We start from the raw sequence: 23744 nt of genomic DNA, 5'->3' as shown, positions 1-23744 counted from the left end.
CGTTGATGTGCGCTGGTGCCGGTCAGGGCAAAATCATAATCTGTTTTCTGGGGCGATATTCTTGTGCGTTTAGTCGGGTTGGCGGTGTTAGTGGCGTTAAGCAGCGTGTCGGCAGCACAGGCCAGCGGCCGCGATGCACAGTCGCCGGTCCCACGGCTAACCATCACGGAAATTCCTGCGGGGCAGGCCACCCGCCTGTCCGAGGCGACTCGGTTGCGCGTCAGGCCATCGGCCAATGACAGCGACAAGACGTCGTTTACGGTGTCTGATCGTATTTATTCTGACGCCGACGGGAAACTCACCCTGGAAGGCAACGCCGAAGTGCGCCGTATTGATTCGGTCGTGAAGGGTGATCGCATCGATTATCAGCGCGATACCGGTCAGGTTGATGTTCGTGGCAATGGCTTGATCATGCGCGATGGCACCATCGTGCGCGGCCCTGAGCTGCGTTACAACCTTAACAATGATACGGGCGAAATTTCCGACCCTGACTTCTGGTTGGGGGCGGGGGCGGAGCAGGCAGCGCCGAGCGTCTTGAAATTTTCAGTCGTTCACAGATGCGTCTTACGGATATGACGTACACGGCCTGCCCATGTCCTGATCCGGCCTGGTATATCTCGGCACCGCGTGTTGACTTCGATACCGAAGCCAACGAGGGCGTGGCCCGTAATGGCGTGCTGTATTTCAAGGGGTGCCTATACTGGCCTCGCCCTATCTGTCGTTTCCGTTGCGCAAAGAGCGTAAGTCGGGCTTTTTGATCCCCAGTTATGGGGGTCAAGCAATTCAGGTTACGAGTTCGCGCTGCCGTATTATTTCAACCTGGCGCCAAACTACGACCTGACCGTCACCCCGCGCTACATGTCGAAACGCGGGCTGCAGCTGGGTGCTGAATACCGGTATTTGGGTCGAAACTACAGTGGTCAGCTGGCCGGTTCGTACCTCAGCAACGACAAAGAAACCCGCGATAATCGCTGGATGTACTCGTGGCAGCACACACATACGTTTGGTAACGGCCTGTATGCCGTGGCCGATGTCAATTCGGTGTCCGATGACAATTTCTTTCGTGATTTTTCCACGATTGGCATCAACCAGGCTTCAATTGATTATCTGCCGCGCGTTTTTACGCTAGGTTGGGCCGGTAGCCCGTATTGGGCGGCATCGGTTCAGCACTATACCTACCAGACCCTTCAAGACACGACGGCAGGCGCAGCCTACCGTATGCCGCCCTACAACAAAGAGCCCGAACTGAACATTACCGGCACGCGCTACAACTGGAACGGTTTTGATCTGCTGTCGTCCAACTATGTGACGCGTTTTGTGTTGCCCCAGTACGACCGGGGCTCCGATTACGCCGGCTATGTTGACGGCCAGCGTCTGGGGCCTGATGGTACGCGGTTCAAGTCGTACAACACCATTGCATTCCCGATTGTGCGGGCCGGCTGGTACATTACCCCAAAAGCGGGCGTGCACCTGAGCCAATACAACACCGACTGGTACAACGCCAGTCCAAACCAGAACTGGAGCGCCTTGTATCCGCGCTACACGCGCAGCCAATCGCGCGTGGTGCCTATCCTGTCGCTTGATTCGGGCATGACCTTCGAGCGCGATGCCAGCTTTTTTGGTGTAGATGCGGTTCAAACCCTTGAGCCCCGGTTGTACTACCTTAAAGTGCCTTACCGTGATCAATCGGGTATACCCATCTACGATACGGGTATCTCAACCTTCAACTTTGACCAGGCCTTCGATGAAAATTATTTCAGTGGCGGCTGGGACCGTATCGCGGATGCAAACCAGCTGACGGCCGGCCTGACATCGCGTTGGCTCGACGCCAACTCAGGGGTTGAACGTTTGTCGTTGTCGGTTGCCCAGCGCCGCTATTTTTCCGAACGTCGGGTTACATTGCCCGGCGGTAAACCGCGTGAAGACAAAAGATCCGACTATCTGGTGGGCGTTTCGGCCGCACTGACCGATACGTTGACGACCCGTTTCGATGCGCAGTTCAACCCCGAGTCCAATGATCGAAATCGCATGACGGCCGGTTTGCGCTGGAATCCGAAACGCCTGGCGACGTTGTCGGCAACCTATCGCTACGAGCGGGACCCGGCACAAATCTCCAACCCGGCCGGTTATCGTGTCCCCGGCTATGTCGACCGCTCAAAAGAAAATGTGGTGATCTCCACGCAGTGGCCTGTGGTCAGCAAGCTGTATTTTATGGGCCGTCTTGATTATTCCATCCAGGAAAAGCGTTCGACGCAAACCATCATGGGGCTTGAATACAAAGGCGATTGCTGCTGGGCCGCCCGGTTTGTCTTCCAGCGCTATTCGGTCGCCCTGGGTGACAAAAATACAGCCGTCTTCCTCCAGCTTGAGCTCAATGGTCTGGGTTCGCTGGGTACTGATTCGATGGGGTTCTTGCGTCGCAATATTGCGGGTTACGAACCTGTTACTCCACCCATCCCAGAAAAACCACCTTCGAGAGGTATGAATAATGCGTCGTGTGCAAATCAACCGTCGGCTTGCTGCGCTGTTGGTCCCTGTTGTCGGGCTGTGCTCGGTCATTTCGCCAGCCTCTGCCCAGACCAACCGTGCCTCGCAGCCCCAGGCGGCACAGGCACAGCGCTTTGCCGATGGTATTGCCGCCGTGGTCAACAAGCGTGTCATCACCCTGCACCAGGTCGACACTGAAGTGCAAACCGTGCGCAAGCAATTGGCATTCCAGAAAATTGAAGCCCCCGACGCCGAAACGTTGCGGCGTCAGGTGCTGCAGCGCATGATCACCGAAGAGCTCATCCGTCAGGAAGCCAAACGGATGGGGGTTGCGGTTTCCGACCAGGAACTGGACCAGGCCGTGGGCTCCATTGCCCAGCGCAACAAGATGTCGGTGGCGCAGTTGCGTACCGAAATCCAGAAAACCGGTGTGAACTGGTCGTATTACCTGGCCTCGTTGCGTCAGGAAATCCTGACAGATGCCGTGCGTCAGCGTGCCGTTGACAGCCGTATCCTGATTTCCGATGCCGAAGTTGACGCGTTCCTCAAGGGCCAGTCCCGTGGTGCGGGTGGCGTCGGACCGGTTGGCCAGGCCGGTGGTGCCCAGCAGGCGGTGCCGCGCGAACTGGGGCTGGCGCAGATTCTGGTGCAAATCCCCGAGGGCGCTTCATCGCAGCAGGTTCGCGAGTTACGCGCCAAGGCAGAAAGCCTGTTGGCGCGCGTGCGTGGCGGTGCTGATTTTGCCAGTGTTGCCGCTGCATCGTCCGATGGCCCCGAGGCGCTTGAAGGGGTAGTCTGGGCGTGCGCCCGGCTGATGGATGGCCTGATCTTTTCCTGTCTGCCGTAGCCAATGTGCCGGCAGGTGGTGTTGCCGAAATCGTCCAAAGTGGAAACGGGTTCCACATTCTCAAGGTGACCACCCGAGGGGCGGAACCGGGTCAGCAGGCACAACGCGCGCCGGCAACTACGGCGCGCCAGGACGGCTTTGCCCAGGAAGGCCCAATGATGGTGACTCAGACGCGTGCGCGTCATATCCTGGTCAAGGTCGACCAGGGCACCACGCGCGAGCGCGCGCTGGATCGTGCCCGCGAGTTGCGGCAACGCGTCGTCATGGGTGAAGACTTTGCCGAGGTCGCCCGCCGCACCTCGGAAGATGCTTCGGCACCACAGGGCGGCGATCTTGGCTGGCTGACGCCGGGTGAAACTGTACCGCCATTCCAGCAAGCCATGGATACCCTGTCGCCGGGCGAGGTCAGCGAGCCGGTACTGACACAGTTCGGTTGGCATGTCATCAAAGTTGAAGACCGTCGCACTCAGGATATGGAAAACGAGTTCAAGCGCATGCGCGCCCGTCAGATGCTGTTTGAACGTCAGGCGGGGCCGGCGTTCGAAGACTGGCTGGGCCAGATTCGCGGCAGTGCCTATATCGACAACCGCCTGGCACCACGCCAGAACGCGAATCGTCCGATCCGCTGACCGTTTTCCAGGTTTTCCAACCCTATGGCACAACACCAGGCCCGCAAGCGTTTCGGTCAGAATTTTCTGGTTGATCAGGCCATCATTGATTCAATCGTCGCTGCGATTGCGCCAGCGCGTGGCGACCGCATCGTTGAAATTGGCCCTGGCCTGTCAGCCCTGACCGTCCCGCTGCTGGCGGCGCTGGATCATCTGACCGTTATCGAGATTGACCGTGATCTGGCTGCACGACTGCGCAATCGCTACAGTGCCGAGCGTCTGACCGTTGTCGAAGCCGACGTGCTGACGGTCGACTTTTCAATGCTGGCCCAAGACAGCGGTTTGCGGGTTGTCGGCAATTTGCCCTACAACATTTCCAGCCCCTTGCTTTTTCATCTGGCGCAGTATGCCGACCGGGTGGTGGATCAGCATTTCATGCTGCAACGCGAAGTTATCGATCGCATGGTGGCAGAGCCTGGTTCGTCAGATTACAGCCGCTTGTCCGTCATGCTGCAGTCGCGCTATGCGATGGAAAAGCTGTTTGATGTTCCACCCGAGTCATTCGACCCACCGCCACGGGTAGTGTCTGCCGTAGTGCGCATGGTGCCGTTACCACAAGACCGTCCCAGGCCGCTTGATCAGGCTTTATTCGAGCAGGTTGTGATCAAGGCGTTTGGCCAGCGCCGGAAAATGTTGCGGCGCAGTTTGTCTGACTGGTCGGGGCAGATTGATTGGCAGGGTCTCGATATTCCGGAAACCGCCCGTGCCGAAGATGTATCGGTGACGCAGTATATGGCGCTGGCCGATGCCCTGTTCAGCCAAAGAACCAGTAGCACACCCCGATAGCCGCACTGATTCCGACCACGTCGGCCACCAGGGCGCAGCCTACGGCATGGCGCGCCCGTTGCACGCCCACTGCGCCAAAATAGATTGCCAGCACATAAAACGTGGTTTCGGTGCTGCCCTGAACCGTTGCCGCCAGCAGCCCCGGGAAACTGTCGACGCCGAAGTGCTCCATGGTTTCAAGCATCAGGGCCCGTGCAGCGCTGCCCGAGAACGGTTTGGCCAATGCTGTGGGCATGGCGTCCACAAAACGGCTGTCCAGTCCGGCTTGCGTGATCAGCCAGCGTAGCCCATCCAGAGCGGCGTCCAGCGCGCCAGACGCACGCAGAACACCAATGGCACATAGCATGGCAACCAGGTAGGGTAACAGGCTTTTTGCAATGTCAAACCCTTCTTTGGCGCCATCGATAAACGCATCATAAACGCCGACCCTTCGCCAGGCCCCAACGACCAAAAAGGCAAGAATCAGACCGAACAAGGACAGGTTGCCCGCCAAGGATGAAAGCGCCGCCAGGGCAGTGGCACTGAGTGTGGCCAGCAGGGCCATCAGACCGCCCAGTGCAAGCACAAGCGTGCCCAGCCACACCATGACGACCGGATCAGTAAGGCGAATGCGCTGAACCAGGGCGACGGCCAGCAAGCCGGCCAGTGACGATGCGCTTGTCGCCAGCAAAATGGGCAAAAACACCAGCGTGGGGTCAGCCGCACCTTGCTGGGCCCGGTACATGAAGATGGTGACCGGAAGCAAAGTCAGGGACGAGGTGTTGAGTACCAGAAACAGGATCTGTGCGTTGGTTGCGGTATCGGGCCGCGGGTTGAGCGATTGCAGGGCACGCATGGCCTTGAGGCCAATAGGCGTTGCGGCGTTGTCCAGCCCCAGGCCATTGGCCGCAAAGTTCATGGTGATCAGGCCTAGCGCCGGGTGGCCCGCCGGCACCTCAGGCATCAGGCGTCGGAACAGGGGCTGAGCCAGCGACCTAGGGCGTCGATCAGACCTGCCGCTTCGGCAATTTTCAGAAACCCGAGCCAGAGCGTCAAGGTGCCGAACAGCAGCACCATGATGTTGACCGAAAGTTCGGCCATTTTGAAAAGACTTTGTACGATACGTGCAAAGACCTCGGGGTCGGCGCCGACCAGCCATTGGAAAAGTGCTGATGCGGCGCTGATCAGGAAAAACGCCAGCCAGAGTACGTTCAACATGCAGAAACTGCCTTGAAATTTTGAAGTAGGCTGTCCTGAGAGGTGTCAGCGCCGGTACAAAGGCTTGGCGTCAGTCCTGGCGGCCTTTACGCTGGATCAGCTCAATCTTGTAACCATCGGGGTCTTCAACAAACGCGATGACCGTCGTGCTGTGTTTCATGGGGCCTGCCTCTCTAACTACGTTGCCGCCGCGTGCCCGGATGGCATCACAGGTGGCATAGGCGTCTTCGACCTCGAGGGCGATATGACCATAGCCAGTGCCCAGCTCGTAATGATCGGTATCCCAATTGTGGGTCAGCTCAATGACGGCACCCTCATCTTCAGGTTGATAGCCAACGAATGCCAGGGTGAAACGGCCTTCGGGGTAGTCTTTTTGCGCAGCAGCTGCATGCCCATGACGTCGGTATAGAACGCCAGGGACTTTTCCAGATTGCCGACACGCAGCATAGTGTGAAGTAAACGCATGGAGATTCTCCTGTTAAAGCAAGGGCAATGATGCCGGATGATGACCGCGCAGGGTGTTCCGGGCATGCTGGAACCCGGGGCAGAGGCGTTCGACCTCTTGCCAGAAATTGCGGCTGTGGTCCATGAAGTTCAGGTGCGCCAGTTCGTGGGCAATCACATAATCAATGATGGCAGGCTCGAAGTGCACCAGTCGCCAGTTCAGCATAATGCGTCCTTGCGAACTGCATGACCCCCAACGCGTAGAGGCCGAAGACAATCGCCAGTGACTGGGAGCCAGGCCAAAACGTTTATGGAAATCTTCCAGGCGCAGGAAGAACCAGAATTTTGCCTGCCCCTGCAACCAGATGTCGACGCTATCGCGGATACGGGCGTGGTCGGCGCTTAACGGTAAACCAAGCCCCAGTGTGTCCCCGTCTTTGGGTGTCAACGGGTCACCATGGTAGCGCCACGGCTTGTCTAGCTGCTCACCCAGCGACAGCACAATTTGTTGGCCAAGATAGGGTATTTTCCCGCCGTTTCGCCATTGTGTTTCGGCCAGGGCGAGGCGCTCTTTGCGCGACTGATAGTGCCCCAGCTTGTCGATGATCCAGGCCGCTTTGCTTTGTACTGCGTCATCAATCTGACGTAGGCCTATCCATTGCGGCGCGGTGACACGCAGCCCATCATCGGTAATCTGAAGCCCGATGCTGCGTCGGCGTGACCGCATCAGTGTGAATCCGATAGGTTGAATGGGCGTGTTGATTTCACGCCATTTGGCACCGATAGGCAGCGTAGGTGGCGGTTCGATCTTGACCGGATCTGTCGCCTTGGGTTTAGGGGGATGACAGATGTGGCCGGGGCCGGATTGGCCGGCAAGGCGTCGAACAGCGACAGCTGATCAGCCTTTGCCATAGCGCTCCGGGTTGAGTACCCGCATTTCCGCTTCAATCCAGGCTTGTACCCGCGTATTCAGTGTCTCGGCATCCAGGCCGGTGCTTTCAATGGCCGGGCCGATCGAGACGGTGATCAGGCCTGGCTTTTTGATGAACGCGTTTTTGGGCCAGCATTCGCCGGCGTTCAGTGCGATGGGGATAACCGGTGCACCCGTGCGGGTGGCCAACAGGGCACCGCCCCTTTGTAGCGACCGGTTTGACCGGGTGCGATGCGGGTTCCTTCCGGAAACAGGACGGGCCAGCGACCTTCGTTCAGGCGTGCCCGGCCGACTTTGACGACTTGTTCAAAGGCATCACGCCCGCGCCCGCGATCGATGGGGATCATGCGCAGCAGGGCCAGGCCCCATCCAAAGAAAGGAACGCGGTGCAATTCTTTTTGTAGACAAAACAGGCCTGACGGGGCAAGTAGGCCGGCAGGAACAGCGTTTCCCATGCCGACTGGTGCTTGGCCAGAACAACGGCCGGGCCATCGGGAAAGTTTTCAGCGCCTTTGATTTCCCAACGAATACCGACAATGACCTTGGCTCCCCAGACCGCCAGACGTGGCCAACCCATGGTGAGCCGGTAGCGCCAGCGCAAGGGCAGGGGTGACCACAGCAGACAAGCGAAGGCGTACGGTATGACCGTGACCGTCAGGAAGAGCATGTACAGGCTTGATCGCAACGCGGCCATGATTAACCTTCCAGCCAGGCGTCAACCACTTCAGCCAGGTTGGCCCGAACCTGGGTGCCACTGGGCAGGTCGCCCTTGTCCCAGGTTTTCTGGCCATTTCCGGTCATGACCAGCCATGGGGTGCAGCCGGCGGTGGATGCCGCCTGAAGGTCGCGCCATGAGTCGCCGACAGCAGGTACATCTTGCAGGCTGATGTCGTAGCGCCGGGCAATGTCGAGAAACATACCGGGACGAGGTTTACGGCATTCGCAGCCATCGTCAGGCCCGTGGGGACAGATGAAAATTGCATCGATCGTGCCACCGGCCTGCGCCAGTTCATGCCGGAGTTTGGCATGAATGGCGTTGAGGGATTCGATGGTGAACAGGCCGCGCGCCAACCCCGACTGGTTGCTGGCAATGACGACTTTCCAGCCTGCCCGTGACAGGCGGGCAAGGGCGTCGAGGCTGCCTTCAATGGGTACCCATTCGTCGGGGCTTTTGATGTAGGCGTCACTGTCGTGATTGATGACGCCGTCGCGGTCGATGATGGCAAGTTTCACTGCGCTAACCTTGAAATATCGGCGACCTGGTTCATGAGACGCCCCAGTTGGCCCAGCAAAGCCAGACGATTGGCGCGCACGGCCGGGTCATCGGCCATGACCATGACGTCGGCAAAGAACTGATCTACAGCCTCACGGGTTTCCGATAGCGTCGACAAAGCGCCGGCAAAGTCGCCCTGGGCAAATTGCTGCTGCGCCTTCGGCGATACTTGATCAATCTTGGCCGCCAGAGCCTGCTCGGCGGGCTCGGACAGACGCGACGCATCAATCGTCTCGGGGACAGCATCGGCTTTCTTGAGCAGATTGGTGATGCGCTTGTTGGCCGCTGCCAGGCTTTGGGCTTCGGGCATTTGGGCAAACGTACCGCAGGCTGCAACACGTGCCTGCACTTCGTGCAGCGGGGGAAAGTTCAAGCACAGCATCGACGACGTTACGGTCGTGATCGGCACCTAACTGGTTGCGGTAGCGTTCGTAAATGAACCCGGCAACGTCATTGACGGTGCCGGCGTCAAGCGGGTGGGCGCCAAATGTACTCGCGGTGAAATCAAGCAAGTCGCGCAGTGACAATTGGTTCGGTTTGCCAGGGCCGAGGTAGTCACCGGCGGCCAGTTGCTCGAAGGCACTGATGATGCCCAGGGCAGCCCGACGCAACCCATAGGGGTCGCGTTCGCCGCTGGGGACCAGGCCAATGCCCCAGATACCCACCAGCGTCTCGGCACGCTCGGCAATGAAGAGAATGGTGCTGGTCAGTGTGGCAGCAGTGACAGCGGCATCAAGACGGATGCGGTATTGTTCGCCAATCGCGGTGACCACTTCGACGGGTTCGTTGTCGGCGGTTGCGTAATACGCACCCATGATGCCTTGCAGCTCGGGGAACTCACCAACCATATTTGAATTCAGGTCGGCTTTGGCCAGCAGGGCCGCGCGGTCGGCATGGGCTTCGTTACCGCCAAGACAACCGGCGATATGGCGGGCAATCGCGCGCACGCGCTCGATCCGCTCGCGCTGTGAACCCAGTTTGTTGTGATAAACGCGGTTGGCCAGCGAATCAACCCGGCTTTCAAGCGTTGCCTTGCGGTCGGTGTCGAAGAAAAACTGGGCGTCGGCCAGGCGTGGACGCACGACCCGCTCGTTACCCTCAACAATGTGGCGCGGGTCGTTGACCTGCATGTTGCTGACGATCAGGAAGCGGTGCGTCAGTTTTCCGGTGGCAGGCTCAAACAGCGGAAAGTATTTCTGATTAAGCCGCATGGTCAGGATCAGGCATTCGGCGGGAACGTCGAGGAATTTCGGGTCAAACTGACCGGCGTACACCGTGGGGTGTTCGACCAGGGCGGTGACCTCGTCAAGCAAGGCGTCGACTTCGGGGCCGGTGCCGATGGTGCCGCCCAAGGCCTGTGCCTGGCTGGCCAACTGAGCAGCAATGGCGTTGCGTCGGTCATCGAATGACGCAATGACACGACCCTCGTCGGCCAGTTGCTGCACCCAGGTGTCTGCTGACTGGATCGACAGCGTGGCTTGACCCATGAAGCGATGGCCGTTGCTGATGCGGTCGGCGGTAAGACCCAGCGTGGCCACCGGGACGACATCGGTGCCATGCAGGGCAAGCAGGTGATGGGCAGGGCGTACGAACTTGACGCTGGTAACGCCATCCTCTAGCTGGTAACGCATGACTTTGGGGATCGGCAACCCGGCAATTGCGGCCTCAAGCGCTTCTTGCAGTGATTCGGCCAGTGATGCGCCAGGTGCTGTGCCTTTCGCATACAGATAGTCTTGCTTGCCGTCAGATTCGCTGACCAGGTCGGCAGGCAGCAAATGGCCGAGACCTTTACTTTCGAGTTTTTTAACCAGGGCGGGTGTGGCCTGCCCGTCGGGGGTCAGGCCAACCTTGGCGGGCATGAGTTTTTCGGTGAACGACTGCTCGGGGGCCTGCACCAGAACATGGCTGAGGTGTACCGCCAGACGGCGCGGGGTGGCGTAGTCGGTGGTAACGTTGCCATCGGCCAGCAGGTGGTGCTTTTCAAGCACCGCATGAATGCCCTGGGCAAACGCTTTACCCAGCGTGTTCAGTGCTTTGGGTGGCAGCTCTTCGGTGACCAGTTCAACCAGCAGGGGGCGGGTTTGGGCTGTTGTCATTACACAGCCTCCGGGGTTTTATCAAGCATGGGGAAACCGAGTTTTTCGCGTGAATCGTAATAGGCTTGCGCAACAGCGCGCGAGAGGTTGCGGATGCGGCCAATGTAGGCGGCACGTTCGGTGACGCTGATAGCGCCGCGTGCGTCAAGCATGTTGAACGTGTGGGCCGCTTTCAGGGCGGCTTCGTAGGCGGGCAGGGCCAACGGTACCGCGATCAGGCGGGTTGCCTCGGCTTCGTAGTCATTGAAGTGGGCAAACAGCATGTCGGTTGAGGCATGTTCGAAGTTGTACGTGGATTGTTCCACTTCGTTCTGGTGGAATACGTCACGGTACAGCACTTTGCGACCATCGGCGCTTTGGGTCCAGACCAGGTCATACACACTTTCAACACCTTGCAGGTACATGGCCAGGCGCTCAAGACCGTAGGTGATTTCACCCGTGGTGGGGGTGCAGTCAAGACCGCCAACCTGCTGGAAGTAGGTGAACTGGGTAACTTCCATGCCATTTAGCCATACTTCCCAACCCAGACCCCAGGCACCCAGCGTGGGGTTTTCCCAGTCATCTTCGACAAAGCGGATATCGTGCTCGTCGGGGTTGATGCCCAAGGCCTTGAGCGAGTTGATGTACAGGTCAAGAATGTTGGACGGCGCAGGCTTGAGCACCACCTGATATTGATAGTAGTGCTGAAGACGATTGGGGTTTTCGCCGTAGCGGCCGTCTTTGGGGCGCCGTGACGGTTGAACGTAGGCGGCACGCCAAGGCTCTGGGCCAATGGCCCGCAAGAACGTGGCGGTGTGAGAGGTGCCGGCACCAACTTCCATATCGTAAGGCTGGAGCAGGGCACAGCCCTGTTGATCCCAGTAGTTCTGGAGCGTCAGGATGATTTGCTGAAACGTGAGCATGAGCGAGAGCCAAAAACGGGGAATTCCGCAAAAAAAGGGTTCAATTTTAGCGTGCTTCACGTGCTCACCGCTTGCGGGCCGTTTGCACGCTGCTTTCAAAGGGTGTGTGGCCGTGTTTTTCAGGTCTTGCCGTTGCCGTTTGTTGCCACGACCGATTTTTGGTTGAAGCCTGAAAGGTCGTATGATATTGAGCTATCGATCATTTTCAATTGCGTGCACAATCCGTGTGCCAGGAGCTTTTTACATGACAGATCTGGTTAAAACCGAAGTGGTCGGCCGCGTGATGGTCATCACCATCAACCGTCCCGAGGCTCGAAATGCCATCAACTTTGAAACAGCCCACGAAATGGCCAAGGCCTTCGATGCGCTGGATGCCGACGACAACGTCGTTATCGGTATCCTGACCGGTGCCGGTGGCACGTTTTCATCGGGTATGGATCTGAAAGCCTTTGCCAAGACCGGTCAGCGTCCGTTGGTGCCAGGACGCGGTCTGGGTGGTTTATGTGAAAAAAGCCCGAAAAAACCCCTTATCGCCGCCGTTGAGGGTTATGCCCTGGCCGGTGGCTGTGAACTGGCGTTGGCATGCGACATGATTGTTGCGGCGAACAATGTGAATTTTGGTCTGCCCGAAACCAAGCGCGGGCTGGTTCCCAGTTCGGGCGGTATGTTGCGCTTGCCCAAGCGTATTCCCTATCACATCGCCATGGAGTACATCCTGACCGGCGAAATGCTGCCAGCCGAGCGTGCGTACCATTTTGGCATGGTCAATCGTCTGGTTGAACCGGGCAAGGCGGTTGAAGGCGCCATGGAATTGGCCGCCATTGTGGGTGATAACGGCCCGTTGGCTGTTCAGATGGCCAAGCGTATCGTACTCGAGTCCCAAGACTGGCAGCAGTCTCACATGTTCGACCTCCAGCGCCCGCGCGTTCAGCCTATTTTTGACTCCGCGGACGCCAAAGAAGGTGCGACCGCATTTGCCGAAAAGCGCAAGCCCGTGTGGCAAGGCAAGTAATCAAGTTTTCAGACAGAACCTTTCCTTTCGGATAGAAGCCCATCATGACAACCGTAATCAAAGAAGATGACCTGATCCAGTCGATTGCTGACGCGGTCCAGTTCATCAGTTATTACCATCCCGCTGACTACATCCAGCACCTGGCCCGGGCTTATGAGCGTGAGCAAAGCCCGGCCGCCAAAGATGCCATTGCCCAGATTCTGACCAACTCGCGCATGTCAGCCGAAGGGCACCGCCCCATCTGCCAGGACACCGGCATTGTCAATGTGTTCCTCAAGATCGGCATGAACGTTCGTATTGATTCTCAGCGTCCCATGCAGGAATTGTGCGATGAGGGTGTGCGCCGTGGTTACCTGAACCCTGACAACCCCTTGCGTGCCTCGGTGCTGGCCGACCCGCTGTTCACACGTAAAAACACGCGTGACAACACCCCCTGTATCGTCAATGTTGAACTGGTGGCAGGTGATACCGTTGACGTTCAGGTGGCGGCCAAGGGCGGCGGTTCGGAAAACAAATCCAAGTTTGTCATGCTCAACCCCTCCGACTCCCTGATCGATTGGGTGCTTAAAACCGTGCCCACCATGGGGGCGGGTTGGTGCCCACCGGGCATGCTGGGTATTGGCGTGGGGGTACGGCTGAAAAAGCCATGCTGATGGCCAAAGAAAGCCTGATGGAAGACATCGATATGTACGAATTGCTGGCCCGTGGCCCGCAGAACAAGCTCGAAGAGCTGCGTATCGAATTGTACGAAAAGGTCAACGCGCTGGGTATCGGCGCCCAGGGTCTGGGTGGCCTGACCACGGTGCTTGACGTCAAGATCAAGACGTTCCCGACGCATGCGGCATCCAAGCCCGTGGCCATGATCCCGAACTGTGCAGCGACCCGTCACTGTCATTTTGTGCTCGATGGCTCCGGCCCGGCTGTCTTGAGGCCCCCGTTTTGTCTGACTGGCCCGATGTGAACTGGGCTCCCGATTACAACAAGTCAACCCAGGTTGATCTGAATACGCTCACCAAAGAGCAGGTGGCCAGCTGGAAGCCCGGTCAGACCTTGCTGTTGTCGGGCAAGATGTTGACGGGCCGTGATGCCGCCCACAAGCGTATCCAGGAAATGCTGGAACGCGGTGAACCGCTGCCGGTTGATTTCAAGAATCGCGTCATTTACTACGTGGGTCCGGTTGACCCGGTACGCGATGAAGTGGTTGGCCCCGCAGGCCCCACTACGGCAACCCGCATGGACAAATTCACCGACATGATGCTTGAGAAAACCGGCCTTATTTCCATGATCGGCAAGGCTGAACGGGGTCCGGTCGCCATCGAGTCGATTCGCAAGCACCAGTCGGCCTATCTGATGGCGGTGGGTGGTGCGGCTTACCTGGTTTCCAAGGCTATCCGCGGTGCCAAGGTCGTCGGGTTTGAAGACCTGGGCATGGAAGCCATCTATGAGTTCGACGTCAAGGACATGCCAGTGACGGTAGCGGTGGACTCCCAGGGCACGTCGGTACACCAGACCGGCCCGAAAGAGTGGGCAGCCCGTATTGCCGATATTTCAATCATGCCGGTGAAAGGCTGATTGAACCCTTGCCGGTCAGTGCATTTGTGTGATGCGCTGACCGGCGCAGGCCGTTAACAGGTCGTTTAAAGAACCTTGCGCCAGCATCATGTCTGGCGCAAGGTTTTTAATGGCTGCAGCACAAAGGCGCGCTCGTGCATGCGCGGGTGCGGCAGGGTCAGAGCAGGGTCGTTCTGGACCAGATTGTTGAACAGCAGAATGTCCAGATCCAGCGTGCGAGGTGCGTTTCGGTACGGACGCTCGCGGCCAAACCGGGTTTCGAGGGCCTGCAGCACGTCAAGCAAGGCGTAGGGTGTCAGCCGGGTTTCTAGGCGGGCAACGGCATTGACGTAGTCGGGGCCATGCGACTGCACCGGTGCACTGCTGTAAAACGGCGACAGCTGCAGGTGACGAATGTCTGCGTGCCGGCCCAGCGTTTCGATGGCCTTGAGCAAGGTCTGGTGGGCTTCCCCAAGGTTCGCGCCCAGTCCGATAAATGCCGTGTTCCAGACCGGTTCGTCGGTAGTGGGGGTGGGATCAATCATGTTTTCGTAACACTTGGGGCGAGGGGCAGACCTGAAGGTGTGTCAGGCGTCTCGGGTCGCTGAGCGGTGGTTTGATGTTTGATTGTGCTCGTATCTCGCCAAGCCTGTTTTTATCCAGCCCCTCGCGAACCGATTAATGGACGTTGGCCGCCGCACCGGCGGGTTTGCGCCGGGGGCGACGTTTGCGACGCGCCGGGCCGGCCCCGGGCCCTCGTTGCGGTTGCGTTGCTGATAGGCGTCGATCATGGGGCCGCGCTCTTCCGGTTCGGCGTTGGCCAGATCCATCCACCACTGGGCATGGACACTGTCAACTTCATGGCCGGCAGCGCGCAACTGCAGGAAATCAACAGCGGCCCGGAAGCGGGGGTGTTCAAACATGCGCCAGATCGACTTGGGCGTGGCGCGTTCGAAGCGGGGTTGCATGAACCAGATTTCTTTCATGTCGCCCTGGAAACGCTTCTGGATGGCCATTTGTCCGGATTGTTCGTCAATGACACGGTCTGCCGCTTCGATCAGGGCCTGCATGGTCGGATGCCCATCGTACACACCTTGCTTCCAGCGTTTGTCCACCATGCGCCATAGCATCGCGGCAAACAAAAAGCCGGGGCTGATGGGTTTGCCTGCCCGTACCCGCAGGTCGGTACGTTCGAGGGCCATGTCGATGAAGTGGCGGTCTTCCGGGTTGGACATGAGGTCGTCCAGATAGGGTAGCAGGTAAGAAGCCAGGCCGAACTCACGCAGCTTTTCCAGGCACTCCATGGCGTGACCGCAGGTCAGCAATTTGATGACTTCATCAAACAGCCGGGACGCCGGAACATTCTCGATGAGGTGGGCGGCTTGTTTGATGGGGGCCAGTGACGCGGGTTCTATGGTGGCATTGAGCTTGGCTGCAAAACGGACGGCGCGCAGCATGCGGACCGGGTCTTCCCGGTAGCGCAGCTGGGGGTCGCCAATCATGCGTACCAGCTTTTTCTTGAGGTCGGCTACGCCGCGATGGTAGTCGATGACTTCTTCATTGACCGGGTTGTAATACAGCGCATTGAGGGTGAAATCGCGGCGGGCGGCGTCTTGTTCGTGGGTGCCAAACTGGTTGTCGCGCAGGATACGGCCGTGCTCGTCGGTTTCCTGTTCGTCAGAGGCGGGGGCACGGAAAGTTGACGTTTCAATGATTTCGGGGCCGAACACGACATGCACCAGCTGGAACCGTTTGCCGATGATGCGGGCACGGCGGAACAGTGAGCGGATTTCATTCGGTGTGGCATTGGTGGCGACATCGAAGTCTTTCGGTTCGAGGCCCATGATCAGGTCTCGTACGGCACCGCCGACGATGTATGCGTCAAAGCCGGCTTGTTGCAAGACTTCACATACCTTGATGGCGTGTCGTGACACGTTGCGCCGGTCGATGCCGTGTTTTTCACGCCTCAGACGCTCTGGTCCGCGGGCAGGCGAGGAAAACAATCGGCCGACGAAGTTTTTTATTGTTTCGGTAAGCATGAGCGGTATTTTAGGGCTTTGTACGGGACGTGTCTGAATTCAGGAAGGCGCGTAACAGCGGCAAGGTAATGGCGCGTTGTTTTTCAAGTGAATAATGGTCCAGATCGTCGATCAGCTCGGTAAGGCGGTTCATGTCACGGGCGTAGTGCGTCAGGATCCATTGGATTACTTCGGGTGACAGGTGCAGCCCGCGCTCTTGTGCACGTGTTTGCAGGGCCTGGCCGCGCTCTTCATCAGACAGCAGTTCGAGCCTGAAGACCAGGTCCCAGCCCAGCCGGGTGCGCAGGTCTTCGCGAACCGGCATGGTTATGGGCGGGCGGTCGCCACCGGCCAGCAGGGCAAAGGCGCGCGAGCTGCTGGCCGATTCGCGCCAGCGGTTATACAGGGCGAACAAGGCGGCCTGGGCGTCATCGTCGTAGCGTTCGATGCCGTCAACGGCAATGCGCTTCACGTCGATGGTGTCGGACTCAACCAGCGATTGCAACAGACGATTGGCGTTGCTATGGTGGACATACAGAGCCCCGTCGGCAAATCCCAGGGCTTGCAGCAAGTGGCTGCGCCCCGCGCCCGATGGCCCCCACAGATACACGGCGTGACCTGGCTGGCAGTGCTGTAGCGCCTCGATCGCTGCCTGATTCTTGCCCGCCACAAAATTGTTCAGGGTCGGGTTTGGGGCGGGCAGCAGGTTGAGTATCAGTTGTTGGGTCATTGACGGCATTAAAAAGCGTAAAATGCGCCTTGGTATTTTATTTAAGACGCAATTCTTGCACATCCCACGGCTTTTCTCATGACAAACAACTCAAGCACCTCTTTAACCTACCGCGATGCGGGTGTTGATATTGATGCCGGCGACGCTCTGGTCGACCGCATCAAGCCTTTGGCAGCCAAAACCATGCGCGCGGGTGTCATGGCCGGTATCGGCGGTTTTGGGGCGCTGTTCGAAGTGCCCAAGAACTTCAAAGAGCCGGTTCTGGTGTCGGGCACCGACGGGGTAGGCACCAAGTTGCGTCTGGCCTTCGACTGGCAGCGTCACGACACGGTCGGTATCGATCTGGTGGCCATGAGCGTCAACGATATCCTGGTCCAGGGGCCGAGCCATTGTTCTTCCTTGACTACTTTGCCTGCGGCAAGTTGTCCGTGGATACGGCCGCCGCCGTGGTGGGCGGTATTGCCAAGGGCTGTGAATTGTCCAACTGTGCGCTTATCGGTGGTGAAACTGCTGAAATGCCCGGCATGTACCCCGAGGGTGAATACGATCTGGCAGGTTTTGCCGTTGGCGCCGTTGAAAAATCCAAAATCATTGATGGCAAGTCTATTGCTGTGGGTGATGTGGTGCTGGGCCTGGCGTCCAGCGGCGCACACTCCAACGGGTTCTCGTTGTTGCGCAAAATCATTGAAACTACCGGTGCTCGGCCGGAAGATGATCTGGGTGGTCGTCCTCTGGGCGATGTCGTCATGGCGCCCACACGCATTTACGTGCGTTCGGTATTGGCGGCATTAAAACAGCACGGTACGGCCATCAAGGGCCTCGCCCACATTACCGGCGGTGGCTTGCTCGATAATGTGCCTCGTATTCTGCAACCTGGCTTGTCGGCGCGTTTGCATCGCGATGCCTGGGAAATGCCCGAGCTGTTCAAGTGGCTGCAAAAAGGCGGCAACGTGGCCGATACCGAAATGCACCGCGTTTTCAACTGTGGTATCGGCATGGTCATCGTGGTTCCGGCCGATCAGGCGGATGCGGTCAGCGCAACACTGGCTGCTCATGGTGAGCAGGTCAGCCGTCTGGGCGAAATCGTAGCTCAAAGCGGCGATATGCCACAAACCGTTGTCGTTTAGGTTCGGTCCGGTGGTTTCGGCAAATTTGTGTCGAAGCCTTAACCGGTTCTGGCAGGTAGGGTCAGTTGCCTGACCACAGTTGTGATACGGTATCGAGCACTCTGGCGGCGGCATCAGGTGCCAGGCAGTCAACAACGATTCGGTCGGGCTGGGCGCGCAGCCAGGTCAGTTGTCGTTTGGCCAACTGTCGCGTGGCGGCAATGGCCTGTTCAATCGCTTGCGTCTTATCGATCTTGCCGTCCAGGTAATCCCAGAGTTGCCGGTAGCCCACGCATCGTACCGAGGGCAGACCGGGGTGCAGGTCACCGCGTTCATACAGGTGCCGCACTTCCTCCACCAGACCGTGCTCCAGCATCTGTTGGTAGCGCCGGGCGATGCGCTGGTGCAGGGCCAGCCGGTCAGAAGGCTCAAGGCTGATAGTGACATACTGATGATCGCTTTGCGGTGCTCCCGGCCGTCCGTGTTGCAGCAAAACCGACATGGGTTGACCGCTCAGGTGCCAGATTTCCAGCGCACGCTGGATGCGTTGGCTATCGTTGGGGGCCAGGCGTGCGGCCGTGACCGGGTCTACCTCGGCCAGACGTGCGTGCAAGGCTGGCCAACCCGATTTCTCCGCTTCGGCCTCCAGTTCGGCGCGCAGGGCCGGGTCGGCCCCCGGCAGATCGTTCAGCCCTTCCCGCAGGGCCTTGTAATACATCATGGTGCCCCCGCACAGCAGCGGGATACGGCCCCGGCCACGGATCTGTTCAATCAGTGTGGTTGCATCGTTGCAAAACTCTGCGGCTGAATAGCTTTCAGACGGATCACGGATGTCCAGCAAATGCTGCGGAACCTGGGCCTGTTCTTCCCGGGAGGGTTTGGCCGTGCCGATGTCCATACCCCGGTAAATGGTGGCCGAGTCAACAGTAATGATTTCAACCGGCCAATGGCTTGCAATGGCCAGTGTTGAGGCACTTTTGCCTGCGGCCGTTGGTCCGGACAGGCAGAGGATGGGGTGTGGGTGTGTCATTGGCCACGCATGAAAAGTTTGTCCAGGTCGCCCAAGGTCCAGTGCACCCAGGTCGGGCGGCCATGGTTGCATTGGTCGGCCCGCTCGGTGCGCTCCATATTGCGCAATAGTGCATTCATTTCGTCAAGGCTCAGACGCCGGTTGGCTCGAACCGAGCCATGGCAGGCCATGGTCGCCAGCAGGGCGTTGCGTTGTTCAATCAGCTGGCTGGACGAGCCGACCGCTGCCAGATCAAGCAACACATTGCGCGCCAGCGATTCAATATCACCACTGGCCAGCAAAGCGGGGACGGCGCGTACGGTCAGAGCCGTCGGGCTGGCCGGGCGCAACACCAGACCCAGCTCATTCAGCACATCGGCATATTCTTCAGCCAGGGCGACGTCTTTCTCCGAAGCATTGAATACCACCGGAACAAGCAGTTCTTGTCGGGGCAACTGGTGGGTATCCATGGCCGTTTTCAGGCGCTCGTAGACAACACGCTCATGGGCGGCATGCATGTCCACCAGGATCAGGCCCGTGGCGGTTTGCGCCAGGATGTAAATGCCGTGGACCTGGGCCAGCGCCATGCCAAGGGGAAACTCATGATCCGGCAGGGAAGCGGCAGCCTGATCAGAAATTGGCGTCATCTGGGCAGGTGGCGAACCCTCGGGTTGCGAGACGGTGCCCGCGGGAAACGGATTCGGAGCAGTAATCGTCTCAAGGGGACGATACAGGGTTTGCCAATCGGCAGCATGTCTTGACGGGGCTGATCGCAGGTTCAGGGTCTGTTGGCTGAAACCCGGGCGCCAGGCCGGATTTGATACGGATTTTTCAGGGGGCTGGCCAGGTTCGTTCCGGTAAGCCAGGGTGGGCTCAGCGGCATGGCTGCTTGCTGCGTGGCCGACGAGCGGGTTTGATAGGTTGGTCTGGTTGACGACGGTCGCCGGGCTCACCTGCCGTCCTGAGGCTTCCAACCCCTCGTTATGTGCCGTTTGCGCCAGTGTTTGCGTTAATGCCCGTGTTACAAACTGGTGGACTGCACCGCTGTCACGAAAGCGGATTTCGTGTTTTGCCGGATGGACATTGACATCGACTGCGGCGGGGTCAATGGATAAAAACAGCACGTAACCGGGTTGCCGATCGCCATGCAGGACATCGGAATACGCCTGACGCACGGCATGCGATACCGTTTTGTCTTTAACGTACCGGCCATTGACATAAAGGTACTGCCGGTCGGCACGCGCCCGTGCATAAGTGGGGCGGGTGATCATGCCTTGTACCCGGATCAGGCCATGGTCAACGGCCAGACCCAGGCCCTGGGTCACAAACTCAGTACCCAGCACATCCAGGATGCGCTGGGGGATGTCGGCACTCTTCCAGTGACGTTGGGGCTTGTCGTTATGAAACAACCGGAAGCTGATGTGGGGGTGAGCCAGGGCGATGCGTTCCAGAACATCCACGCAGTGACCATATTCGGTGCCCTCGGTTCGCAGGAATTTGCGGCGGGCGGGTACGGTCTCAAAGAGCTGGCGCACATCAACGGTTGTCCCTTGCGGGCCGGAGGCTGCACTGACCGTGCTGTCCTGTGCACTGATTTGCCAGGCATGGGGTTCATCGGCGGTACGCGAGGTCAGGGTCAGGCGTGCAACCGAACTTATTGAAGCCAGGGCCTCGCCCCTGAAGCCCATCGAGGCCACCGACTCAAGGTCGTCGAGCGAATGGATTTTGCTGGTGGCGTGGCGGGTGAGCGCCAGCTGGAGCTCATCAGGAGGGATTCCGCAACCGTTGTCGGATACAGCGATCCGGCGAATGCCGCCGCCATCGAGCCTCACTTCAATGCTTGAAGCACCGGCGTCGATGGCATTTTCGACAATTTCTTTGAGGACCGAAGCGGGCCGTTCGATGACCTCACCGGCAGCAATCTGGCTGATCAGGAGGTCGGGAAGAGGGTAATGACAGGGCGTTGCGACATCGTGAGGGCAATTATGCCCTACGTGCAAGCCCGGGCTAGTTGCAAAATAATCGTTGATGCCCTTGAGCATGGCTTCGGCAATTTTGGTCTGGTGCGCGGGGCTGCGCAGCAGGCGTTCTTCGTGCGGATTGCTGATGAAGGCGGTTTCGACCAATATGGACGGGATGTCAGGTGCACGCAACACGGCAAAGCCGGCACGTTCAACGTGTGACTTGTGCAGTTTGTTGATCTTGCCGATTTCGCCAAGCACGCGTCCACCCACCTTGATGGAGTCGTTGATCTGGGCCGAGGTGGACATGTCGAGCAACACCTTGGCAACCTGCTGGTTTTGTGCGCCAATATTGATGCCCCCGATCAGGTCGGCATCATTCTGGTTTTGGGCCAGCCAGCGTGCTGCCGCGCTTGATGCCCCGTTCTGGGACAACACAAATACCGACGAGCCACGCGCGGAGGGTTTGATCCAGGCATCGGCGTGAATCGAGATGAACAGGTCGGCCTTGACGCGTCGTGCCTTTTGCACCCGCACATGCAGGGGCACAAAGTAGTCACCGTCACGTGTCAGGTAAGCGCGCATATTCGGCTGGGCATCAATCATTTTCTTGAGCCGCTTGGCGATAGCCAGCACGATGTCTTTTTCGTGAGTGCCACTGGGGCCAATAGCGCCTGGATCTTCGCCGCCATGGCCTGCATCCAGAGCGATGAGAATGGGCTGGTTGCCTCGCTGGGGCGCTGGTGCGGGTGTCAGGCCAGGGATCACCGGGTCGGGTTTTTGCTGTGCAACGGGCGGGAGCTGTTGCCCTTGCACCGACGGAATGGGTACATCAGGGCGCGCCTGGGCAAGGTTTTCGAGGACTTCTGCCAGGGGCCGTTATCGTTGCCCATCTGGCTCAGGGCCATGAGTGGATCTTGGGCAATTTTCGGGTACAGATCAAGCACCAGACGGAATTTGTACTCACCAATCGGCTTGAGTGTAAATACCTGGGGTGCAATGGCCTGTTTAAGGTCAAAGACAAGCCGCACCACATCGGGCCGGTTTTGTGCCACCCGGACTGAAGCGATGTAGGGATCGTTCGGTCGCACCTTGGAAACCAGCTCGTTGATGGTCTGGTTCATGGTGAGGCCATTGATGTCCACCACCAGACGATGCGGGTTTTCGAGCGTGAAATGCTCGGCCTTGAGCTCGGAAGCCAGTTCGAGCGTAACTCGTGTGTATTCGTCGGCCGGCCAGGTGCGCACCGCCAGAATGGTGCTGGCATGCGCAATTTTCGGGACGACGGGCAGCAGAAAAAGGGTTGTTGCCGTGGCTACGAGGCGTCGGCGGACAAGCCCGGCGGCGGGGATCCGCTCTGCGGAAGCACTAGTCTGTTTAGCCATGATTGTCCTTTGTTGCTGTAGGCGGTTAACCGTGCCTGCCGACCGGTTCCTGCATAGTCAAGAGCGATGTCAAGATCGGGGGCGGTAGTAAACCGCCGGCCTGTTCAGGCCACTCGATCAGTACAACCCCTTGTTTTTGCAGGAGATCCCGGAAGCCGGCGTCAATCCATTCGCGCGGGTCGCTAAATCTATAAAAATCAAGATGATACAAGTATAAGTTAGAAACTTTATAGCTTTCAAGCAAGGCGTAGCTCGGGCTCTTGATTCGGCCGGTGACACCGCAGGCCCTAAGCAACGCACGCGCGAAGCAGGTCTTGCCTGCACCTAGATCACCCCTCAGGTGGATATGACCGCCTTGAGGTAGCCCGGGGTGATCGGGGTCATCGGCCAGCAGCAGGGGGCCAGTTGTTGCGCCAGCGCTTCGGTGTCTTGTTCGTCGGTTAAAAAGAACGCAATATCGCCCAATTTGCGATTTTCCTGTTCCATTTTTTAATTCCTGGAGTGAAGGCTGGATTGTAGTGCAAGGGCCGAAACAGCATTCGGGTGCGTGTGCCGTTCGACAGCAGTTTGGCCGTATCAGGATCAACCTACAGAAATTATTCTTGCCCGAAAATAATGCAAGTGCCGTCATGAAAAATTCACGTTTTCACCGAGAACAAAAAACAACACTGCTTGCTGCTAAAATGGCACCGCGCCGTCTCCGTAGTTAAATGGATATAACTTTCCCCTCCTAAGGGAAGATTACAGGTTCGATTCCTGTCGGAGACGCCAGCGACCAGTGCAACAAAAAGAGCGCCCACGAGCGCTCTTTTTTGATTGCAAGCCTGCGCCTGCGATAAACGATGTTAGTCGTTGTTGAAAAAATTTTTCGAGTGACTCGTTTCGATATATAAAAACTGTATCGAAACCGGTATCATGACGACGTCCGCTGTGTTCATTGGCGGCGCCCTAAACCTTCACTTTTCAGTCACCCTTAACTTTTTTGGGTCGTGTCATGTTCAAACTTCGTTCGATTTGCCTTTCCGTCGCCTTCGCAGCCGCCACTTTCGGTTCTGTTACCGCTTCCGCAGCCGACCGCCGCGTCGAGATTGCCAACAAGGCGGGTGTCACCATCGTGGCGTTTCATGCGTCGCGTGCCAATATCACCGACTGGGAAGAAAATATTCTTGCCGGCCAGAAACTGAAGTCAGGCAGTTCCATCGTGATTGATATTGACGATGGTTCGGGCGGCTGCATGTTCGATTTCAAAGCAGTGTTCGCCGATGGTGATGAGGTCGTCAGCGAAGACAATAACGTTTGCGAACTGGAATTGTTCACGTTCGAATAAACGGCTTCTGGCAT

11 protein-coding genes, 1 tRNA gene and 11 pseudogenes are annotated in these 23744 nt (G+C 58.3%); 9 read left to right on the top strand and 14 right to left on the bottom strand.

Annotation, left to right across the window (positions count from 1 at the left end; translation table 11 throughout):
• Positions 1-63: 63 nt before the first annotated feature.
• The 3 genes and pseudogenes from N7E01_RS03075 (at position 64) to rsmA (ending at position 4788) form a co-directional block, all read left to right on the top strand.
• Positions 64-2489 (top strand): annotated as a pseudogene (locus tag N7E01_RS03075) (LPS-assembly protein LptD).
• Positions 2486-3963, top strand: a pseudogene (locus N7E01_RS19245) (peptidylprolyl isomerase). The pseudogenes N7E01_RS03075 and N7E01_RS19245 overlap by 4 nt, the downstream one beginning before the upstream one ends.
• Before the next feature lie 24 nt (positions 3964-3987).
• The gene (rsmA, locus tag N7E01_RS03065; protein ID WP_289174596.1) at positions 3988-4788 is read left to right on the top strand and encodes a 16S rRNA (adenine(1518)-N(6)/adenine(1519)-N(6))-dimethyltransferase RsmA; all 801 of its coding nucleotides are present in this window, start codon (positions 3988-3990) and stop codon (positions 4786-4788) included.
• Here the strand turns inward: rsmA and N7E01_RS03060 are convergent.
• From N7E01_RS03060 to glyQ, 7 genes and pseudogenes are all read right to left on the bottom strand, one after another.
• A pseudogene (locus tag N7E01_RS03060) lies at positions 4757-5985 on the bottom strand (nucleoside recognition domain-containing protein). The gene rsmA and the pseudogene N7E01_RS03060 sit on opposite strands and share 32 nt — an antisense overlap.
• Positions 5986-6055: 70 nt before the next feature.
• Positions 6056-6450 (bottom strand): annotated as a pseudogene (gene gloA, locus N7E01_RS03055) (lactoylglutathione lyase).
• A gap of 13 nt (positions 6451-6463) precedes the next feature.
• On the bottom strand, positions 6464-7156 hold the full coding sequence (locus N7E01_RS03050; protein WP_289174595.1) for a M48 family metallopeptidase: 693 nt from the start codon (positions 7154-7156) through the stop codon (positions 6464-6466).
• Between the two features lie 171 nt (positions 7157-7327).
• Positions 7328-8054, bottom strand: a pseudogene (locus N7E01_RS03045) (lysophospholipid acyltransferase family protein).
• Between the two features lie 2 nt (positions 8055-8056).
• Complete coding sequence (gene gmhB / locus N7E01_RS03040) at positions 8057-8593, bottom strand: D-glycero-beta-D-manno-heptose 1,7-bisphosphate 7-phosphatase (RefSeq protein WP_289174594.1); 537 nt, start codon at positions 8591-8593, stop codon at positions 8057-8059.
• A pseudogene (gene glyS / locus N7E01_RS03035) lies at positions 8590-10729 on the bottom strand (glycine--tRNA ligase subunit beta). The gene gmhB and the pseudogene glyS overlap by 4 nt, the downstream one beginning before the upstream one ends.
• A complete protein-coding gene (gene glyQ / locus N7E01_RS03030; RefSeq protein WP_289174593.1) occupies positions 10729-11631 on the bottom strand; it encodes a glycine--tRNA ligase subunit alpha in 903 nt (300 codons plus the stop codon). Before glyQ ends, glyS begins: the two are co-directional and overlap by 1 nt.
• A 244-nt stretch (positions 11632-11875) precedes the next feature.
• Between glyQ and N7E01_RS03025 the strand changes: the two genes are divergently transcribed.
• The 3 genes and pseudogenes from N7E01_RS03025 to N7E01_RS19600 all read left to right on the top strand — a co-directional run bounded on the left by N7E01_RS03025 (position 11876) and on the right by N7E01_RS19600 (position 14215).
• Entirely contained in the window at positions 11876-12643 is a 768-nt protein-coding gene (locus N7E01_RS03025; protein WP_289174592.1) for a crotonase/enoyl-CoA hydratase family protein, read from the top strand.
• A 44-nt stretch (positions 12644-12687) separates the two neighbouring features.
• Positions 12688-13604: pseudogene (locus N7E01_RS19605) on the top strand (fumarate hydratase).
• Positions 13583-14215 (top strand): fumarate hydratase C-terminal domain-containing protein, encoded by a 633-nt coding sequence (locus tag N7E01_RS19600; protein WP_491565767.1) that lies wholly within the window; start codon positions 13583-13585, stop codon positions 14213-14215. The pseudogene N7E01_RS19605 and the gene N7E01_RS19600 overlap by 22 nt, the downstream one beginning before the upstream one ends.
• A gap of 86 nt (positions 14216-14301) precedes the next feature.
• Here N7E01_RS19600 and folK read toward each other — a convergent pair whose 3' ends face one another.
• The 3 genes and pseudogenes from folK to hda form a co-directional block, all read right to left on the bottom strand.
• On the bottom strand, positions 14302-14739 hold the full coding sequence (gene folK / locus N7E01_RS03015; protein ID WP_350494915.1) for a 2-amino-4-hydroxy-6-hydroxymethyldihydropteridine diphosphokinase: 438 nt from the start codon (positions 14737-14739) through the stop codon (positions 14302-14304).
• Between the two features lie 133 nt (positions 14740-14872).
• A pseudogene (pcnB, locus tag N7E01_RS03010) lies at positions 14873-16233 on the bottom strand (polynucleotide adenylyltransferase PcnB).
• A gap of 10 nt (positions 16234-16243) precedes the next feature.
• The gene (gene hda / locus N7E01_RS03005; RefSeq protein WP_289174590.1) at positions 16244-16942 is read right to left on the bottom strand and encodes a DnaA regulatory inactivator Hda; all 699 of its coding nucleotides are present in this window, start codon (positions 16940-16942) and stop codon (positions 16244-16246) included.
• Positions 16943-17020: 78 nt separating this feature from the next.
• On the opposite strand from hda, the pseudogene purM reads away from it, so the two are divergent.
• A pseudogene (gene purM / locus N7E01_RS03000) lies at positions 17021-18069 on the top strand (phosphoribosylformylglycinamidine cyclo-ligase).
• A gap of 61 nt (positions 18070-18130) precedes the next feature.
• On the opposite strand, the gene miaA reads toward purM, so the two are convergent.
• The 4 genes and pseudogenes from miaA to tsaE form a co-directional block, all read right to left on the bottom strand.
• Positions 18131-19078 (bottom strand): tRNA (adenosine(37)-N6)-dimethylallyltransferase MiaA, encoded by a 948-nt coding sequence (miaA, locus tag N7E01_RS02995; RefSeq protein WP_289174589.1) that lies wholly within the window; start codon positions 19076-19078, stop codon positions 18131-18133.
• Entirely contained in the window at positions 19075-21057 is a 1983-nt protein-coding gene (gene mutL / locus N7E01_RS02990) for a DNA mismatch repair endonuclease MutL (protein WP_289175718.1), read from the bottom strand. Before mutL ends, miaA begins: the two co-directional genes overlap by 4 nt.
• A pseudogene (locus tag N7E01_RS02985) lies at positions 21055-22403 on the bottom strand (N-acetylmuramoyl-L-alanine amidase); the annotation flags it as partial. The pseudogene N7E01_RS02985 and the gene mutL, both read right to left, overlap by 3 nt.
• Positions 22334-22889 (bottom strand): annotated as a pseudogene (tsaE, locus tag N7E01_RS02980) (tRNA (adenosine(37)-N6)-threonylcarbamoyltransferase complex ATPase subunit type 1 TsaE). The pseudogenes tsaE and N7E01_RS02985, both read right to left, overlap by 70 nt.
• A gap of 210 nt (positions 22890-23099) precedes the next feature.
• Between tsaE and N7E01_RS02975 the strand changes: the two are divergent.
• Together N7E01_RS02975 and N7E01_RS02970 are read left to right on the top strand one after the other, a co-directional pair.
• Positions 23100-23174: transfer RNA gene (locus tag N7E01_RS02975), tRNA-Arg, on the top strand.
• Positions 23175-23397: 223 nt separating this feature from the next.
• Positions 23398-23730 carry a hypothetical protein gene (locus N7E01_RS02970; protein WP_289174588.1) on the top strand — a complete coding sequence of 111 codons (333 nt, stop codon included), beginning with the start codon at positions 23398-23400 and terminating at the stop codon, positions 23728-23730.
• The last annotated feature ends 14 nt before the right edge of the window (positions 23731-23744 follow it).

Origin of the sequence: Neopusillimonas aromaticivorans (assembly GCF_030344915.1) — a bacterium.
GTDB classification, from domain to species: domain Bacteria; phylum Pseudomonadota; class Gammaproteobacteria; order Burkholderiales; family Burkholderiaceae_B; genus Neopusillimonas; species Neopusillimonas aromaticivorans.
This window is presented reverse-complemented; position numbering and strand designations above follow the sequence as displayed.

Coding starts and splice junctions, on each gene's coding strand:
- rsmA (WP_289174596.1), top strand. CDS start 3,988: ATGGCACAACACCAGGCCCGCAAGCGTTTCGGTCAGAATTTTCTGGTT.
- N7E01_RS03050 (WP_289174595.1), bottom strand. CDS start 7,156: ATGCGGTCACGCCGACGCAGCATCGGGCTTCAGATTACCGATGATGGG.
- glyQ (WP_289174593.1), bottom strand. CDS start 11,631: ATGCTCACGTTTCAGCAAATCATCCTGACGCTCCAGAACTACTGGGAT.
- N7E01_RS03025 (WP_289174592.1), top strand. CDS start 11,876: ATGACAGATCTGGTTAAAACCGAAGTGGTCGGCCGCGTGATGGTCATC.
- folK (WP_350494915.1), bottom strand. CDS start 14,739: ATGATTGATCCCACCCCCACTACCGACGAACCGGTCTGGAACACGGCA.
- hda (WP_289174590.1), bottom strand. CDS start 16,942: ATGACCCAACAACTGATACTCAACCTGCTGCCCGCCCCAAACCCGACC.
- miaA (WP_289174589.1), bottom strand. CDS start 19,078: ATGACACACCCACACCCCATCCTCTGCCTGTCCGGACCAACGGCCGCA.
- N7E01_RS02970 (WP_289174588.1), top strand. CDS start 23,398: ATGTTCAAACTTCGTTCGATTTGCCTTTCCGTCGCCTTCGCAGCCGCC.